The organism is Paenibacillus sp. OAE614 (genome assembly GCF_040546645.1).
Classification (GTDB): Bacteria; Bacillota; Bacilli; order Paenibacillales; family Paenibacillaceae; genus Paenibacillus_AQ; species Paenibacillus_AQ favisporus.
Map to the genome: position 1 here is coordinate 6,074,412 of NZ_JBEPOD010000001.1, position 17,425 is coordinate 6,091,836.

A 17,425-nucleotide genomic window follows, 5' to 3' on the forward strand; every position below is an offset into this window, starting at 1 on the left:
GGTGGGATTTCTCACCCTTGAGGACTCGCATGGCCAGGCCTCCCTGCTATTGTGCATGATCGGATTCGAAACGTCAACCTAAAAATAAATTACAGGTTAACAATATGGATATACCACCACAATGCCGCGGTAACCAGCACGGCCCCAACCGCCATGATTTGCCCGGCTGCAGACGGCTGCTGTTCCCTTAAAAACGTTCGCTCTGGATATGCGCCAAAGCCTTTGGCTTCCATCGCTCCCGCGGTTTGCTGAATCCGGCGCACGGCATTATGCAAAATGGCGGACACAAACACCTTCCACCAGCCTAAACGCTGCTTGATTCCCTTGGGGCGTGCCGCTCCCCTGACCTGATGGGCAGCCGAGATGCTTCTCCCTTCTTCTTGAAGCAAAGGCAAAAACGTGAGCGCCATCGAAATGCCGAAGGCGAACCGGTAAGGAACCTTCATCCGCCGGGTTAACGCGGTGACAAGATCACCGGGATCGGTCGTGACCATATAGACAAAGGATGAGAGAAACACCGTAAACATGCGCAGCGTGACCGAACCGGCCGCATCGGCTCCCTCCGTCGTGACGTGCAGCACGCCGAACTGCCAGATGGTATGGCTGCCGGGTACGGTCAGCAGGGTCAGTACAAAGTACGGAACCGCAAAACCGATCAGGAAAGCCATCGCTTTCCACTGCCTTCTCCAGCTGATTCCGCCTGCCGTTCGGGCCATGAACGAGGCCGCCAGCAGCAGCAGTGCCTGCCCTGCCGATGTATGCAAACGCATCGTCAGCACGGCGATGCATAGCAGGACCACGAGCTTGCTGAGCGGGTCGATGCGGTGCAGCGGCGAGCCTCCCCCTTGATACGATAGGATCATCGTTTGATCGCTCCTCCTTGATCTAAAACTTGTTATACTCCGCCTGCTCCCACTCTTCACGCAGCAGCGAATGGAGCAGTGCATCGTGAAAGCCTGAAGCCGTATGGCGGTACTGTCTCAGCCGTCCTTCGTCCGTGAATCCCAGGGACCCGAACAGACGGACGGCTCGTTCATTCCGCGGATCGGTCAGCGCTTCGATCCGGTTGAGGCCCATGGTCCGATAGCCGAATCCGAGCATCAGGCCGATTGCTTCACGCATGTAGCCCTTTCCCCAAAAGGGCCTCGCAAGCTCGCAGCCAATTTCTCCCCGGTAGGCCCCCTCCAGCTGCCACCAATTAAAACCGCAACTGCCGATGATCCCGGCCTCCGGCAGGAGAATTCCCCAGCGGAGCCCATCCTCGGTGGCCGACAAACGGTTCAGCAGCCGGATGAGCTCCGCTGCCGCCGCTTCGTCCGGCAGGTCCGGAAGATCCGAGTACTTCCGAACCTCCTCGTCGGTCCAGCACGCATACAGCGCCGGGGCGTCGCCTTCCTCGAGCGGACGCAGCCGGATCCGCGGCCCTTCAAGCTCGGGAATGTGCCCGCTGCATTGATAGCTCATCCCAACGCCCCTTTCATGTACTTTGCAATATTATCAATGTACAACGCCTGCCCCCTGCAGCACAAGAGCGCCTCCCCTCCCGATTTCTCCCATATGAACGCAAAAAGCACCCCGGCGCTTACCCTGTGTCCGTGAGGAGGGCTGCAGCCGGAGTGCTTGTCCATCGCTGTATTTTACACCATTATTGCTGTGCTTCCGTTCTTCCCATCAGCAGAAACGCAATGATAAAAATAAAAGCAATCAATGCCAGAAGCGGGATCGTAATGAAGCCAAACCAGTTCAAATAATCGAAATTGCAGGGAATGCCTACCTTGCACGGCAGTGCATTGGCAAGCGCCGGAATCTTCTGCTCCGCATAATGATAGATCGAGATGCAGCCGCCGATCGCGCTGAGGGTCACCGCATAAGGAATAATTTTACGGTCATTTTTATAGCTGGCGATTCCGAGCAGAATCACTTCCGGATACATGAATATCCGCTGGAACCAGCACAGTCTGCACGGTTCATAGTGCATCACTTCGCTTAAATACAGGCTGCCTCCCGTGGCGATAAGGGACACGATCCAGGCAAAATACAGGCTGTAGGGCTTGATGAACGCAATGAAACGGTTGCCTTCCATCCGAAACTCCCCTTACTTGTCGGTGTCAGCCGACTTTTTATCCAAATAGCTCTTGAGCGCGTTGTAATCGAGCGTGACATTCTCCGCTACCTTCTCGCCGTTTACGTACAGCGTTGGTGTACTGTTCACGCCCAGCTTATTGCCGGTAGCCATATGGCTGTCCACTTCATCCTGGTACGTCTTCTCCTCGATGTCCTTGCTAAGCTGATCGTAATCCACTTTGATGTTATTGTCGCGGGCCAGCTTCACCAGGAACTCCGGCGTTGCCCACTCGGTTTTTTCATCCTGCTGGTTGTCGAAGAGTACGTGGTAGTACTTCCAAAATTCATCCTTGTTCTGATGGAACACCGATTGCGCGGCCAGTGCAGCCGTGTTGGAGTCCGCATTCGGACTGATGATAAGGTAATTCATGAAATAGAGCGCGGCTTTACCGGAATCGATAAAATCCTTCTGCAGGCTCGGCTCGATGTCCTGACTGAAATACTGGCAGGCCGGGCACTTATAGTCGCCCATCTCCACGATCTTGATCGGGGCTTCCGGATTTCCCAGCACCGGGAGCGAGCTGTAATCAAACGATGCTTCCTTGGATTGCGGCCGAATGAACACCAGCAGCAGGACCAGCACGACGATACATGCACCTGTAATCCACATGATCCGCTTCATGCGTTTCTCCTGCGCTGCCCGCTGGGCTTTACGTTGGGCCACGGTGTTGACTTGCTTCTTCTTCGGTTTCACGAAGCCTGACGTCTCCTTTCCTGTGAACTAAAGCTGAGGCGCCTTGGCATTTGGGTCTTTAGTTCTTCCTTAATGTAAGTTACTTAACACTTCTACTCTAGGTTATTCTAGCATCTCCCCCCGCCGATGACCAGAAAGAACCGCTTCCAAAACCGGTCAAATCGGGAATTGTTAAATAAATTGTAACAAAATCAATTACATGACAGCCTGTAGTGAGCTTTTTCATGAAAATATGAGTTGACTTGAAACGTTCCGGTGATACTACTTTTACCGTAACTGTATGAAAATAAGGGGGGAATATCTTATGGAGTGGCAGACTGCCGTTATTGTCGTTTTTGCCGCTGTTCTGGCCGCGATGGGAATTACACGTTACGCCTTTTATCAAATGACGCAGATGAAAGCCCTCACGTACGAGCAGACCTTTCAAGCCATGGAGCAGGTCGGGCTGTTCAAGCAGGACTACTTTGAGTCGCTGCCCAAGGAGGAGGTTCAAATTACGAGCTATGACGGGCTGAAGCTGAACGGCATGCTCATACCGCACCCGTCCGGCTCCAACCGTTTCGTCATTCTTGTCCATGGATATACCGCCTCGCTTCCGGCATCGATCCCCTTTATGGACATTTTCCGGGAAGATGGGTTCAACACACTTCTGATCGACCTGCGCCGGCACGGAAAAAGCGAAGGCAAATATACGACCTACGGGTTCCACGAAAAGCACGACATCGACTCCTGGATCCGGTGGATACGCGCCACGTACGGCAGCGACTCGGTCGTCGGCCTGCACGGCATGTCGCTTGGAGGAGGCACCGTGCTGGAATATCTGTCGCTGCCTCACACGGACGCCGCCTTTGTCATCGCCGACTGCCCTTATTCCGATCTGACGCGCCTGATGCATCATCAAATGCAGGCACTGAACCGTATACCCGCGGCTGTGTTCCTTCCGCTCGTCGACCGCAGACTGTTCCGGAAAGCAGGCTTTACGCTGAATGAGGTCAGCCCTGTCCGTTCCGCACGGTACAGCCCCGTTCCCGTCATGTTTATCCATGGTACACGGGACCGCTATATCCCGACGGAGATGAGCGAGGAACTGTTTGCCGCCAAAGAAGGAATGAAACGGCTTCTTCTCGTTGAAGGAGCCTCCCACGGGAATGCGCTGGGGGTCAACCCGGAGCTGTATAAAAAAGCCGTGCAGGAATTTGTCCGCGACGTGATGGAAGGGGCCGTTCCTGCCATGCAGCCGGAACAGGCTGAGGAGCTTGTGGAAGAGCCTGTGCAGGCGGGGCTTCCTCAGCCGGAATTTAATATGTAAGACTTCTGCACCAACTCACAACATTCCGTACAACCCAAAAAGCCCCTTGGTCCGGACTCCTCTCCTTGAGACCAAGGGGCTTTTCCATTTTCTGAACATGAAGCCAGCCAGCCTTATCGCATCCTGTACTGCTTGCTCTCCTCTGCCGCGATGTCTTCCCGGATGCTCATTTTCTCCGCGTTGTAATGACTGATCGCCTGGTTTAATCCCTTCAGATCGAAGACGGAAATGTTCAGCTTGCTGAGTTCATCCACGTCCGATCTCAGCCGGTCCCTCAAATCCGTCAGCCTGCGGATATGGGACTGCGCATATTGGCCGGCTCTTTCCTCTGTTAATTCCGAGGATTTTTCGGCTACCAGGGCGCCGTTGACCTTTACCAATTCATCCGACAGCGTATGCTTCAAACGACTGAGCCGGCGCTTCAAACGCGCTCCAATCATGACATATATAGCAAATCCGAACACAAGAATCGCCAGCGCATAGGACAACCAATACCATGCTCCGTGCGCGCTGTGCTCAGCCCCTGCATCGGGCAGCTCCGCCGCCAGCACCCGCACCGGGCTTGTCGTCAAAACCGTAGTAAACCATTTGTGCATATTCATTCCCTCCATTCTAAGATGCGGTAACGATTCTAGGTGGCAGGAAGTTGATCTTGGAAGCCTGGGCGTTAAGCGCCGGCATTCGCGCTCTCCGTTTCTTCAAGTGGTGCCAGTACTTCCCCGCACAGCTTCTGAAGCATGACCTGAATTTCCTTGAACTCCCCGATTCCCGTTCCGGTCAAGCTGTATTCATCGCCGTGGGCCGTCAGAAAGTTCAATTCGGTCAGGCGCTCCAGCTGCTGCTTCACTTCCCGTTCCCCCACCTTGTAGCCGTGCGCCTCCAGCACGGGCTGCATATCACGGATGGTCAGGTCATGGTGATGGGCATGGTAAAGCATGTGGATACTCATGAATAAATTTTGTACGTCTGCACGCATAGATTCCTCTCCTTCCGGCGAACGCCTGTAAAAATGAGCCTGTCATTACCATTGTTTACCCTTCTTCCGCTGCCGGGAAACAATACCGATCCCTGCTTAAGCCGTGCCGGACGCCGGAATCAGCAGGCTCCACAGGAAATGACCATGACTTTTAGAGGGAGGAATTTTACTTGACGTGGAAGGAATTCCTGTATACTATCTTTTATAATTAACCAACGGTTAAAAGACAGAAATGAGGTGGATCGTCATGTTTCAAGCCCTTCCATACGAAGGAAACCGGAATGACCAATTTGCAGCCGTCCTCGAACAGCTTAAGTCGCTCATCCATGATGAGCCCAGCTCCATTGCCAATCTAGCCAACGCCTCGGCCCTGCTGAACAGCTTCCTTCCTGACATAAATTGGGTTGGATTCTATCTTTTCGATGGAACTGAGCTGGTTCTCGGACCGTTTCAGGGGCTCCCGGCCTGCATTCGCATTCCTTTGGGTAAAGGGGTATGCGGTACAGCGGCAGCCGAGCGGAGAACGATTGTGGTCGATGACGTGCATGAGTTTCCCGGGCATATCGCCTGCGATGCCGCCTCGAACAGCGAAATTGTCGTTCCGCTGGTCCAGGGAGAGCGCCTGATCGGCGTACTCGATATCGACAGCCCACTGAAGGGGCGGTTTGACCAAGATGAGCGGCAGTTTCTCGAACAGTTTGTCGGTATTTTGACGGCACAGCTATAATATAGGATCCTGGGAAAATAAAGCGGTCTTCTGCTTATGATGCGGAAGACCGCTTTTTTCCATTCCTGCATGATAAGATAATGAACGAAAACACGGCGTTGTTTGTCTAATGGTCAGATGGAACAACCGCCGGCCGGCATCGGTTCCATGGATCTTTGCATGTCAAGGAAGGTGAGGCAATGACGGACAAAGAGCTGTTCGAGACCTTTAACCGGGATGTCTACAGCTTCTGCTACTATATGATGCAGCGCAGGGAAGACGCCGAAGATCTCTGCCAGGAGACGTTTATCCGGGCACTGCTTGCGGACCGGAGCTCTATTCAGGATATCCGGCGCTGGCTTATTCAAATCGCCGCCAATCTGTGTAAAAACTCGCTTCGCCGCTCGAAAGCGGGCGTCATCAAGGAAAAGCTCTTTTCCTATCGGCATCTGGCGGCTGCCCCGCATTCGGTCGAGGAAACCGTCGAAGGGCGGGAACTGGCCTTAGAGCTGTCCCGGCTCTACGGACGGCTTCCCGCGAACATTCGGATGGTGATGATTCTCCGTTACATTAACGGGCTGTCCCAGCAGGAGATCGCCGACATGATCCGCGTTCCCTTAGGGACCGTCAAATCCAGAATCAATAAGGGGCTTTCGCTCATGAGAAAATATATCGCTAAGCCCTCCTGCCCCCTAATGAAAGGAGAGAACGACGATGAACCGATTCAGCTTGGAACAGATGGAACGGGCCATTTCACGAAAGCCTGAGCCCGCTCCCGATTTTGAAGCGATGTGGAGCACGATCGAGGAAGAGGTTGGGCGGCGGCGTTCAGGCCAGTCTTCAACTGTAAAAAGGTCATCGGTGACCCGCAAGTGGGTTCCGGCGGCCGCTTCCGCTGTGGTCTTCCTGGCGGTAGCCGTTCCCGTGTTTGCAGCCATAAACCCGGGCTGGGACTTGTGGGGACGGCCGGGTGTGAACAATGCCATTCAGCACGGCTTTGGCGAGCCGCTGGATTTGAGTGCCCGGCAGTCGGGCACAACGATGAAGCTGCACGGCGTCGTGACTGACGGCGAGCAGATGGATGTGCTTTTTACGATGCAGATTCCGGGCCTTCCGGATTATGACGCCGTCGATTTCGAATCCGTCTCCCTGTCCGATTCCAAGGGAAAAGATGCCAAGCCAAACGTTCTGCTCAAGCGCGATGAGGAAAAAGATACACTCAAAGGGATGTTCGAGCTGCAGGATGAGCTGAAGAAGTCTAAACGGAGCATGCACTTGGACGCCAGCAACCTGGTTTTTTACCAATATGACGATCTGCCTCTTGCGGGAGATATTGCCGAAGGTTCCATGCTGGCTCCATCCTCGTCTGCAGGCGGCTTCGCGGCTGTGGAGATCCAATCGATCGTCCGGAAAAATGACCAATTGACCATCCGGTATGCCCTGACGTCACCGCTTGAGGATCCAGGCTATCTGGACCCCCACCTGGTGATCACCTCCGGTTCGCAAACGTATCAAAGCGTGTCCCGGGCGGTCCTGCCCCCGGACGGTAACGATTTGCTGTGCCAGTCGACCTTCACCATTCCGGAACGGGACTGGAAGGGAGCCAAGCTTCACCTGACCTATTTGCAGGAGGTCAAGAGAGTAGCGGGAACCTGGGCTTTTGACTTCAACGCAGACGGCAGCAAGGCCAGCGAAGCCATTTACAGCAAACCGCTTCCGGCAAATGAGGAACAGGCCGCAAACGTCAATTTGAACCTGAAACAGCTGGTCATCACGCCGCTTCAGATCCGAATCCCATACAGGCAGGATTCCAATGACTGGACTGAGGGCGTGAGACGCTTTACGAAAGTATCCCTGCAGCTGGGGGACCAGCGCATCGAAGGCGGTGACTATCATACCGGCATGTACGAGAAGGTCCGGCACCGGGAATATTTGGATGAAGGCTACCTGCGCTTTGAGTCGCCGAAATGGTTCAAAGATTGGTCGGGGGAACCGATGAAGCTTATCTTCTCAGGTTTGGAAATTACAAAAAGGGACCTTTCGAAGCATTGGTACGATTTGGCCGCGCCGACTGCCACTGAACAGCAGGTGCAGATGGATCTGGACGGACGGAAGATCACGTTCACCTACTATCTGAAGGGCAGCCAGTTGATCGTGAAGTCTTCCTCTGAGGACCCGACTTTTAAAGGGGTATCGCAATCGGTGATCCGTGCCGGCGGAAAAGAGATCCTCCCGGACTACGTCCCTGCGCCGCCATCGAGCGGGCCGTTTACCAAAGTGGAGACGTATTCGAACCTTCCGGAAGGAACGGCGCTGCAGCTGAACCCGGGCGTGTACGTGCTGCTCGATCCGGACGAGACGGTTGAAGCGGCCATTAATTAACGCCTTTTGGTAAAGTCAGTTCTAGGATCCGACCCCATGAAATGAACAAATGCTCCTCCGTATGCGGCAGAAGCCCGCCCGGCCATTCATCGGCCAGGCGGGCTTGTTTGGTCACCCTTGTTCATCTTCTTACATCAGCTCGCGCTCGGCGAATATGATCATCCCGTCCCGTAAAAAAACGGGGAGCTGCGGATGGTATGCCGTAAACAGCTGCTTGTGTTCGGTCTGTTCCACATATAAGTTTCCCAATCCGATATACACCATTGCCGACGGTGTATAATAACGGCTCATCCATTCATAATGCCTGCGGATGATCCCCTGAACCTGTGGAGCACCCGGGTGATGGCCTTCCTCGATGGCCGCCTTTAAATCCTGGTTAATCTGATCGATTTCCCGCTGGGACCGCAGGTAGTCTTCCTTGGTCCACAGCTGCATTTTATGCTTGCTCTCCTGCGTTTCGGACTCGCCTCCCAGCTGGGTCAGCACATCCTGCTCGGTCACATTGGATCCGGCCGGGCCTGAGTCCCGACCTCTGTTGTCTGGTTCCATCGTTTCTCCCTCCACTTGACTCTCTGATCTATATCTTTTTGCCGCATGGTCTGCACGATTGATGTCGGGTCTTGTCACCTTCCAATTACCCGTTTCGCAGGAATTTAACCGCTACCAGAAGAGCATTTATCCGCTTTTTTCAACATTTTTTCACCTTATTTCATTTAGGGCTTCGAGTCGGAATCGCGAATGATGGACAGCCCCTCGACATGCTTGCGGTTCATCAGCTTGCTCTTCTTCCGGTTCTCCTTGGACTCAAAAATAATGTCGAAATCGTAGTCCTCAGGGTACAGTTCGCTCTTCTCAATGAACAGCTTGAGCCGCTTCTGGTTGATCCGGATCTTCTCCTTCTGGATCATGACCCCTACCATGCCCATGGCGTCCTCCGGCTCGTAGACGATGCCCGTTCGCCCATAGGAACTGACATAGACAGCGTCTCCTACTTCAAGCTTGCGCGCGGGCGCGGCCGATGCTTGCTCCTGATCCTCATCCGCCTGATCCCGGTTCCCTGCATCGCTCTCATTGGCTTCAAGTGGGTCGGAGGACTGAGCTGTCTCCTCCATCTGCTCAGACTCCGTTTGAACAATGGGATGTTCCTCGGCTGCATCGGGCTGCAGGGCAGGCAGTGGCTTCTGCCTCTGCAAAATTTCCTGCGACCGCTCGATAATGCCTGCTGTCATCCCCAGCTTTGTGGCGATTTGAATCGCGTAGCTCTGCCCCGCCTCCCCGATCGTCAGCCGGTACAGCGGCTCCAGAGTCTCGACATCGAACTCCATCCGGGCATTCTGGAAGCCCGGCGTCCGTGCTGCAAACGTCTTCAGCTCGTTAAAATGCGTCGTGACCATGATCATGGCGCCTCTGTTGCTGAGCTCTTCCAGAATGGCGATCGACAAGGACATCCCTTCCCCCGGATCCGTTCCGGCCGCCAGCTCGTCGATCAGCAGCAGGGTATGGCGGTCCGCCGCATCCACCATCCCGATCAGGCGCTTAATTTGGGCGGAAAAGGTGCTGAGCGACTGCTCGATGCTCTGCCCGTCCCCGATGGCCGACAGCACTTTAGTGAATACGGTGAACGTGCTGCCTTCCTCCACCGGCACGAGCAGACCCGACTGCACCATCAGGGTGAGCAGCCCGAGCGTCTTGAGCGCCACCGTCTTGCCGCCGGTATTCGGCCCGGTGATGATCAGCGAGCGGTAACCGCCGCCCAGCTCCAGCCGCAGCGGCACCATCGTCTTCAGCATGAACGGATGCCGCGCTCCGCTTATTTGAATACGCCCGCTGTCGCTAAGAAGAACATTGTTCCCGCCCAAGGTGCGGCTGTATTTCGCTTTGGCAAAAATAAAATCGTACGTTCCCGTAATATCGATGTTCAGCAGCAGATCGGCCGAAGCCGCCTCAAGCAGCCCGGTCAACGCGCTCAGTACGATGCCTTCCTCCCGGGCCTCATCCGCTTCGTGCATGCCAAGCTCGCTTTGAAGATGGGCGACCTCCTCCGGCTCCACAAAGACGGTCTGCCCGCTCGTTGACTGGTCGAGCACCGAGCCCTTGATCGTTTTGTGATACTCCCGCTTGACCGGAATGACGTACCGGCCGCCCCGGACGCTGACCAGGTTTTCCTGCAAAATCGAGCCGTGCCTGGACAGAATCGCGGCGATCTTTTTCTGAATGCGCTCCTTAACGATGGCGATCTTCTTGCGGACGCGCTCCAGGTTTTTGCTGGCTTGATCGTCCACCCGGCCAAACCGGATGCAGCGCTCAATTTCGCTCTTCAGCTTCGCCAGCTCCTGCATCGAGGAAGCATAGGAGCTGATGCCCGGCGCGATGTCGCGCTTCCCGGCCATGTACTTACGCAGCTGCCCGCAGCTGTGCAGAAACGTATGGACCGCTGTAAAATCCTGCTCGTCGAACAGGTACCCTGTATGCAGCAGGGAGACGATCCGGTCAATCCCTTCCAGGGATGGCAGCGGGACACTGGCCCCTTTATCCAGCAGCGCCTTGGCTTCCGCCGTCTCATCCAGCGCCCTGCGGACTGCACTGGCCGTGGTCAGCGGCTCCAATTCATCGATATGCCTGCGTCCTTCATACGAAACCGCATAGTCTCTCAACGCTTCCTTCATTTTGTCGTATTCCAGCATGATCATCGTCGTTTGATCCATTGGTAGTTCATCCTCCTGTTTCTTGTTATGTCTTCCTAATGCAACGCAAAAAGGGGCAGAGAATACGCGCATGCGATTCCTGCCCCTGGTCTGCCGGACTGCCTTTGTCTGCTGCCTTTGCTGTACGCAAAAAAACCGTGCTGCAAAGAGCACGGTCCTGTATGCCGGAGAGCCAGCCGCCCATTAGGCGGCGGCCATTATCCGGCATGACAACGGTCGAGCGGCCAACGCTCCACCGATTCGGATCACAAAGGTTTCAAACAGTCCGCAAGGGATTGTCGTTTGATGCTTCGCGTGTTCTTAACTATTTCCAAGACTGCATTCTGCAAAGAGGCGCATTGAAAGAAAGAGTGCCCTCCTGGGCATTCCTCGCCTGTCTTCGTGTCATACAGCCGATATGGAGTTTGATTAGTTAAGAACAACCACCGTCATCAAAATCTCTCCCTTGTTATAGGATGAGGTAAATTTACCAAGTTTGCGCCATGAAGTCAAGGGGCTGGTGTCTTCATGAGGTACACTCTCGCTTCATACGGCCGCAGCTTCAAATTCCCGAGATCCTCCTCCCCCTTGATGAGGTAGTTGGAGATCAGCAGCTGCTTGGCCTCCGGCACGAGCTCCGCCGGCAGCTTCAGCACCGGCTCGCCTCCGAAAAAGTTCAGGATGACCAGGAGACACTGGTCCTCAAGCGTCCGTGTATACACATACAGCTCCTTGTCGAGCGGAAGCAGCAGCTTGTATTCGCCGTACACGATGACTTCATGCTGCTTGCGGAGGGAGATAAGCTTTTTATAGTAATGGTAGATCGAATTCGGATCCTTAATCGCATCCTCCACATTGATCAGGGGATAATTCGAGTTCACCTCGATCCACGGCGTGCCCCGCGTAAAGCCTGCATGCTCCCCATTGGTCCACTGCATCGGCGTACGGGCGTTGTCCCGGCTTTTTTTCCAAATCGCCTGCATGACCTGCTCTTCGGGTACGCCCTGATCCAGCTGCTCCTCATAGTAATTCAGTGTTTCCACGTCACGGTAGTCATCGATCGAGGCGAAGGCGATGTTCGTCATGCCGATCTCCTCGCCTTGGTAAATATACGGCGTGCCTTCGAGCGTGTGCAGGAAGGTCGCCAGCATCTTCGCCGACTCCACCCGGTATTTCTGGTCGTCCCCGAACCGGGACACCGATCTCGGCTGGTCATGATTGCACCAATAATTCGCGTTCCAGCCCTTGCCGTGCAGCACCGTCTGCCACCCGCTGATGACCTTTTTCAGCTCCAGCAAGTTCCAGGGACGAAAATCCCACTTGCCGGAACCGGAAGAACCCGCATCGAGCTGCATATGCTCGAACTGGAACACCATGTTCAGCTCGTTGCGCGTATCCCCGACATAGCTGAGCGCCTGCTCCGGACCCAGACCCGACGTCTCGCCGACGGTCATGATGTCATAGTGGAACAGTACCCGTTCATACAGGTTGTTCAGCAGGGTGTGCACGTTTTCCAGGTTGGAAAACAATTCATAGGCGCGCACCGTCGGCAGCTGGTCCGGGTTGTCCCCGTCCGGCAGGCCGACCGCCTTGACAATATGCGCGATCGCGTCGAAACGGAAGCCGTCCACGCCTTTTTTGAGCCACCATTCCACCATTTCATGCATGCTGTCAATCACCTTCTGATTTTCCCAGTTCAGGTCCGGCTGGTGCTTGGAGTACAGATGGAGATAATACTCGCCTGTCTTCTCGTCGTATTCCCAAACCGAGCCGCTGAAATAGGATTCCCAGTTGTTCGGCGGATGTCCGTCTTTGCCTTTGCGCCATATATAAAAATCCCGTTTCGGATTATCCTTGCTCGACCGCGACTCGACAAACCATGGATGCTCGTCCGAGGTATGGTTCAGGACCAGATCCATCATGATTTTGAGACCGCGCGCATGCGCCTCCCGCAGCAGACGGTCAAACTCCTCCATCGTGCCGAACTCGTCCATAATGTCACAGTAGTCGCTGATATCGTATCCGTTATCGTGATTGGGGGACTTGTAGATCGGGCAAATCCAGATCACGTCCACCCCCAGGTCCTTCAAGTAATCCAGTCTCGATATAATGCCGAGCAGATCCCCCTTGCCGTCACCGTTCGTGTCGAGGAAGCTGATCGGATAGATTTGATACACTACGGCTTCTTTCCACCATTTTTTGTTCATAACCTGCTCCTTACGTGCTCCATTTTGTGCCGGATATCCGACGGTTGTTTACAAGATCGCGCGAACACTTTATAATTATTGTAAACCGATTTCCGGTTTACCTTTCAGAATGAGAGCAAGTTTTTACACTTCAATCAAATAGAATTTATTTGGAGGAGCCTGCCATGTGCGGGCTCCTTTTGTCTTTTTTTCCCTCTCATTCGTTGTGCGGGTCCGCCATGCACTCCTCCATCTTGATGTAAAGGAGGATAGACGCGTTGATTTTGAAGTCCCGGTAAAAAATGTAGAGATCTGGATACGCTATACGGCATGGCGATCTCTACTCAAAGAAACCAAACCCGGGCTGCATGATTCAGGATTCGCACATATACAGGATGGGGAGGCACGCTATGGAACAGCAGGCAATACTGGCTATTGGTATTTTTCTCATTGTTTACGCATTTATTATCGCGGAAAAAATTCACCGGACGATCGTGGCGATGATCGGCGGTGCGCTCATGGTCATATTCGGCATCGTGAGCCAGGAAACCGCGATTCATCATATCGATTTCAACACGCTCGGCCTGCTCGTCGGCATGATGATCATCGTCAATATCACCGCAGAGACGGGATTATTCAAATTCATTGCCGTATGGGCCGCGAAAAAGGCCAAGGGCCGGCCCGTCGCCATTATGGTGGCGCTGATTCTGATTACCGCGATCGGATCGGCGTTTCTCGACAACGTGACCACCGTTCTGCTTATGGTGCCCGTCACGCTCAGCATTACCCGGCAGCTGCGGGTTAACCCGACGCCGTTTCTGATCACCCAGATTATGGCGTCCAACGTCGGCGGAACCGCCACCCTGATCGGTGACCCGCCTAACATTATGATCGGCAGCGCGGTGAAAGAGCTGACTTTTGTCGCCTTTATCAATAATTTGACGCCCATTGCGGTGATCATTCTCGCCGTATTTATTCCGCTATTCATTCTCATGTTCCGCAAACAGATCAAGACGACGCCGGAGCTGATGCAGAGCATTATGGATCTGGATGAAAAAGAGCTGCTCACCGACCGCAAGCTCCTGATCAAATGCCTGACGGTAATGGGTCTGACGATCATCGGCTTCTTCCTTCACCAGCTGGTTCACCTTGAGTCGGCCACCGTCGCCCTCGCCGGTGCTTTCCTGCTGCTTCTGCTGACGGGCGAGCATATGCTGGAGGAGGCTTTTGCCAAGGTCGAATGGCCGACGATCTTTTTCTTCGTAGGATTGTTCGTGCTGGTGGCCGGCCTGATCGAAACAGGGGTCATCGCCACCCTGGCGGAAAAAGCTACCGATCTCACCGGCGGTGATGTCGCGGCAACGTCGATGCTCATCCTGTGGATGAGCGCGATCGCGTCCGCTTTTATCGACAACATTCCGTTTGTCGCGACCATGATCCCGATGATCCAAGACATGGGCAGCCTCGGCATCAGCAATTTGGAGCCGCTGTGGTGGAGCTTGGCCCTGGGTGCCTGCCTGGGAGGCAACGGCTCCCTGATCGGTGCGAGCGCCAACCTGATCGTGGCAGGCATGGCCGCCAAGGAAGGATATCCGATCAAGTTCGCCCAGTTTCTGAAGCTCGGTTTTCCGATGATGCTGCTGTCCATCGTTCTGGCCAGCGCATACGTGTATCTTCGGTATTTGATGTAGCGGCCGAAGGCAGAGGGGCGGTGGTGTTGCTGCAGATTGGGGGCTTCTGGTAGCGCAGATGCTTCTAGGCAAGGACATGACGGCCCCTGGAAGCAGCGCAAATTGACACGTGCGAAGGAGGATCAACTTATGCTGGAGTATCGTTACGACCCGAGCATCATTCAGATTACGGAAAGCGTCAACGAGCAGGACGCGGAGTTCCGCATCCGGCTGCTGCAGGAAGAGCCTTATCTGGCTCGGCTCAAGCAGATCAGACGCTTTTTCGAGGACAATGATATCTACACGGACGCCTTGTTTTATGTCTATAAAAATCACGAGTACGGTGCGATCGTACGGAAGGAATACTACGTGGACTTCGTGCTGGCGCTGATGAAGCATCAGCTGCTTCAAAGCGTGGAGTGGAAGCCTTTGCCTTAGGGCATTTAGCGCTGGCGGTGCGTTCGCTGTTGATCTATTCAGGCCATTGGCTGGCAAAATAGATGCGTTTCACATTTACTTCTACGTTGGAAATGTGGCAGCGCCTTTTATGCCAGGGTTAATACGTTAGTCAAATGAGAAGCCGCCCGGCTTGCTCCTTTCGAGCAGAGACCGGCGGCTTCTTTTCATGCGCTTATGAGGTTTCGTTCAGCATAGCGCTCTTTTACAGCGCCTGATGCTACTCCGCCAACTCAATGATCGACTCGTATTTCCGCTTCGTATCCGCCAGCCGGGTATCGAGGCGTGAATACTCCCCCTCCAAGCGGCGGACAATCCGCTCCACCTCGGATATTTTCTCCTGCACGTCGTCCTGGGTATCCCGGATTCTCCCCTGCACGAGCCAGTCGGATATAAAGCCGTCGAAGAAATAATCAGAAAATTTCAGAAAGCTCCCGATCCCGATTTCGATATCCAGCGCCATTTGCACATCCTTCAGCTCTTTGCCGAACCGGCGCAGGCTGAACTGCGCTGATTCAATGTGCTCCATCGCCTCGTCAATACGGCTGTGCTTCATATGCGTGGAGATCATGCCGCCGCCGAGCATGTCGTAGGTGCCCCAATTCCCGGCCGAGCCCAGACTGTCATCCGCCCGCTCCAGATCCTCCAGTACGGCCTCGCCCGCGCGCACCGCTTCTTTCAATTCCTTGAGCTGGACCGACAAGTCGGCCTGTTCTTCGGCGAGCGCCGCCAGCTCGGCGTTGTTCTGTAAAATCACTTTTTCTTTCTCGTCCAGAATCTTCTCATATTCAAACTCCGCGTAACGGACCTCCTGGAACTTTCGCTCCAGCTCCTGCAGTTCGTTTTGGATATCAACCACGCTGCGGGCAGCCATATCGTATTTCGCTTTGACCTCCAGCACTTCCAGCTGCTCCCGCTCCAGCTTCTCCTCTTTCCGGCCGATCATGCTGTAAAACAAACCGGAGAGCGAAGTCCCCGTCAGGCGCTCCACGTCCTTCTCCTCATCGGCAAGCCTGAGCTTCCAGCGCTCGGCTTCGTCCTGCTGCTCTCTCAGCTCCCGCGACAGTTCCTGCATCCGGTTTTCATACTTCGTTTTGTTCCGGATGTCCTCTTTCAGCTTGGTCAACTGACGGTTGGCTTCTTCAAACATAACATTCCCTCCGTTTCCAGTCTGCGATCTGTTGTTATATGTAATAAACGTCATAGCATGCCGCGAAGTTTCATGGAAAGTTCAGCATGCAGCAAAAGCCTTACGTGACCAAGCTCTGCCAAAGTGGATTTTATCCGCAAAAATCGCTATGATTAAACCAGATTGCACAAAGGAGTGAACCTCAATTTCATGAAACTGAAGACATTCACGCTTCCGCTCGTGCTCGTGCTGACAGCGGCGCTTGCGCTTGGCGGATGCGGCAAGAAAAACAGCGACGAGGATGCATCAAAGGACACATCCGGAGGACAAACGACAGAGCAGACGACGGACCAGACTTCCGGCAATTCGTCATCGTCCGGCACGACAGGATCGGATTCCTCCACGGACAGCTCGACCTCGGCTTCCGGTCAGCAGCAGAAGAGCTGGACAAGCCCGCCTGCCATGCAGATCGACCAGAACAAAAAGTACGAGGCTGAGGTCAAAACGTCCAAAGGCACGTTTACGATCGAGCTGTTCGCCAAGGACGCGCCGAAGACGGTCAACAACTTCGTGTTCCTGTCCAAGGAAGGCTTTTACAACGGGGTCATTTTCCACCGGATCATCGAAACGTTCATGGTACAGACCGGTGACCCGACCGGAACAGGCTCCGGCGGACCGGGATACTCTTTCGAAGATGAGAAAACGAATTATAAATACGAGCCGGGCATCGTCGCCATGGCAAACGCCGGACCGGATACGAACGGCAGCCAGTTCTTTATCTGTACCGGTGCGGACAGCGATTATCTGAACCAACAGCCGAACTACACCATTTTCGGTAAAGTCACAAAGGGTATGGATGTCGTGATGAAGATCGCCAAAACACCGGTCACCGTCGGTCCTAGCGGCGAGGAAAGCACCCCGACCGAGAAGGTTACGATCGACGGCGTCACGATTACTGAGAAATAAACCAGTGCGAAGCCGCACGCTTGTACGGCGCAGCACAGCATGATACAACAAAGAACCGTTCGCCCCTGAGGGTGGACGGTTCTTTGTTTGAGCGCGCATAAATCTCCTGTCCAGGTCATGCTTCAGCAGGCTTGTTCATATTG

Annotated in this window: 17 protein-coding genes; 7 read left to right on the forward strand and 10 right to left on the reverse strand. The window is 54.4% G+C overall.

What is annotated here, in order from left to right; translation table 11 throughout:
* Positions 1-89 precede the first annotated feature (89 nt).
* From ABIE48_RS27895 to ABIE48_RS27910, 4 genes are all read right to left on the reverse strand, one after another.
* The gene (locus ABIE48_RS27895; RefSeq protein WP_145026594.1) at positions 90-863 is read right to left on the reverse strand and encodes an energy-coupling factor transporter transmembrane component T family protein; all 774 of its coding nucleotides are present in this window, start codon (positions 861-863) and stop codon (positions 90-92) included.
* Between the two features lie 22 nt (positions 864-885).
* Positions 886-1,464 (reverse strand): GNAT family N-acetyltransferase, encoded by a 579-nt coding sequence (locus ABIE48_RS27900; protein ID WP_192715902.1) that lies wholly within the window; start codon positions 1,462-1,464, stop codon positions 886-888.
* Positions 1,465-1,645: 181 nt separating this feature from the next.
* Entirely contained in the window at positions 1,646-2,083 is a 438-nt protein-coding gene (locus tag ABIE48_RS27905; protein WP_076175915.1) for a disulfide oxidoreductase, read from the reverse strand.
* Between the two features lie 12 nt (positions 2,084-2,095).
* Positions 2,096-2,818: a thioredoxin domain-containing protein gene (locus tag ABIE48_RS27910; protein WP_076175918.1), complete on the reverse strand. Its 723-nt coding sequence runs from the start codon at positions 2,816-2,818 to the stop codon at positions 2,096-2,098.
* A 304-nt stretch (positions 2,819-3,122) separates the two neighbouring features.
* On the opposite strand from ABIE48_RS27910, the gene ABIE48_RS27915 reads away from it, so the two are divergent.
* Positions 3,123-4,127: an alpha/beta hydrolase gene (locus tag ABIE48_RS27915; RefSeq protein ID WP_145026598.1), complete on the forward strand. Its 1,005-nt coding sequence runs from the start codon at positions 3,123-3,125 to the stop codon at positions 4,125-4,127.
* A gap of 113 nt (positions 4,128-4,240) precedes the next feature.
* Here the strand turns inward: ABIE48_RS27915 and ABIE48_RS27920 are convergent, their stop codons facing one another.
* Both ABIE48_RS27920 and ABIE48_RS27925 read right to left on the reverse strand, forming a co-directional pair.
* Positions 4,241-4,723 carry a hypothetical protein gene (locus ABIE48_RS27920; RefSeq protein ID WP_145026600.1) on the reverse strand — a complete coding sequence of 161 codons (483 nt, stop codon included), beginning with the start codon at positions 4,721-4,723 and terminating at the stop codon, positions 4,241-4,243.
* 71 nt (positions 4,724-4,794) lie between these two features.
* Positions 4,795-5,103, reverse strand: a complete 309-nt coding sequence (locus ABIE48_RS27925) for a hypothetical protein (protein WP_076175925.1) — start codon at positions 5,101-5,103, stop codon at positions 4,795-4,797.
* A gap of 247 nt (positions 5,104-5,350) precedes the next feature.
* Here ABIE48_RS27925 and ABIE48_RS27930 point away from each other — a divergent pair, with 247 nt between their 5' ends.
* From ABIE48_RS27930 to ABIE48_RS27940, 3 genes are all read left to right on the forward strand, one after another.
* Positions 5,351-5,830, forward strand: coding sequence for a GAF domain-containing protein (locus ABIE48_RS27930; protein ID WP_145026602.1), 480 nt, complete (start codon positions 5,351-5,353; stop codon positions 5,828-5,830).
* Between the two features lie 179 nt (positions 5,831-6,009).
* Positions 6,010-6,576 (forward strand): RNA polymerase sigma factor, encoded by a 567-nt coding sequence (locus ABIE48_RS27935; protein ID WP_089549039.1) that lies wholly within the window; start codon positions 6,010-6,012, stop codon positions 6,574-6,576.
* Positions 6,524-8,191 (forward strand): DUF4179 domain-containing protein, encoded by a 1,668-nt coding sequence (locus ABIE48_RS27940; RefSeq protein ID WP_192715903.1) that lies wholly within the window; start codon positions 6,524-6,526, stop codon positions 8,189-8,191. The genes ABIE48_RS27935 and ABIE48_RS27940 overlap by 53 nt, the downstream gene beginning before the upstream one ends.
* A 129-nt stretch (positions 8,192-8,320) precedes the next feature.
* On the opposite strand, the gene ABIE48_RS27945 is transcribed toward ABIE48_RS27940, so the two are convergent.
* The 3 genes from ABIE48_RS27945 to ABIE48_RS27955 all read right to left on the reverse strand — a co-directional run bounded on the left by ABIE48_RS27945 (position 8,321) and on the right by ABIE48_RS27955 (position 13,082).
* Positions 8,321-8,740: a TipAS antibiotic-recognition domain-containing protein gene (locus ABIE48_RS27945; RefSeq protein ID WP_145026606.1), complete on the reverse strand. Its 420-nt coding sequence runs from the start codon at positions 8,738-8,740 to the stop codon at positions 8,321-8,323.
* Positions 8,741-8,904: 164 nt separating this feature from the next.
* Positions 8,905-10,896: an endonuclease MutS2 gene (locus ABIE48_RS27950; RefSeq protein ID WP_192715904.1), complete on the reverse strand. Its 1,992-nt coding sequence runs from the start codon at positions 10,894-10,896 to the stop codon at positions 8,905-8,907.
* Between the two features lie 488 nt (positions 10,897-11,384).
* A complete protein-coding gene (locus tag ABIE48_RS27955; RefSeq protein ID WP_192715905.1) occupies positions 11,385-13,082 on the reverse strand; it encodes a glycoside hydrolase family 13 protein in 1,698 nt (565 codons plus the stop codon).
* 347 nt (positions 13,083-13,429) lie between these two features.
* Here ABIE48_RS27955 and ABIE48_RS27960 point away from each other — a divergent pair, with 347 nt between their 5' ends.
* Together ABIE48_RS27960 and ABIE48_RS27965 are read left to right on the forward strand one after the other, a co-directional pair.
* On the forward strand, positions 13,430-14,752 hold the full coding sequence (locus tag ABIE48_RS27960; RefSeq protein WP_076175945.1) for an ArsB/NhaD family transporter: 1,323 nt from the start codon (positions 13,430-13,432) through the stop codon (positions 14,750-14,752).
* A gap of 129 nt (positions 14,753-14,881) precedes the next feature.
* The gene (locus ABIE48_RS27965; protein ID WP_145026612.1) at positions 14,882-15,169 is read left to right on the forward strand and encodes a hypothetical protein; all 288 of its coding nucleotides are present in this window, start codon (positions 14,882-14,884) and stop codon (positions 15,167-15,169) included.
* A gap of 238 nt (positions 15,170-15,407) precedes the next feature.
* Here ABIE48_RS27965 and ABIE48_RS27970 read toward each other — a convergent pair whose 3' ends face one another.
* The gene (locus ABIE48_RS27970) at positions 15,408-16,337 is read right to left on the reverse strand and encodes a hypothetical protein (protein WP_145026614.1); all 930 of its coding nucleotides are present in this window, start codon (positions 16,335-16,337) and stop codon (positions 15,408-15,410) included.
* A gap of 189 nt (positions 16,338-16,526) precedes the next feature.
* Between ABIE48_RS27970 and ABIE48_RS27975 the strand changes: the two genes are divergently transcribed.
* Entirely contained in the window at positions 16,527-17,282 is a 756-nt protein-coding gene (locus ABIE48_RS27975) for a peptidylprolyl isomerase (protein ID WP_145026616.1), read from the forward strand.
* Positions 17,283-17,425: the final 143 nt, after the last annotated feature.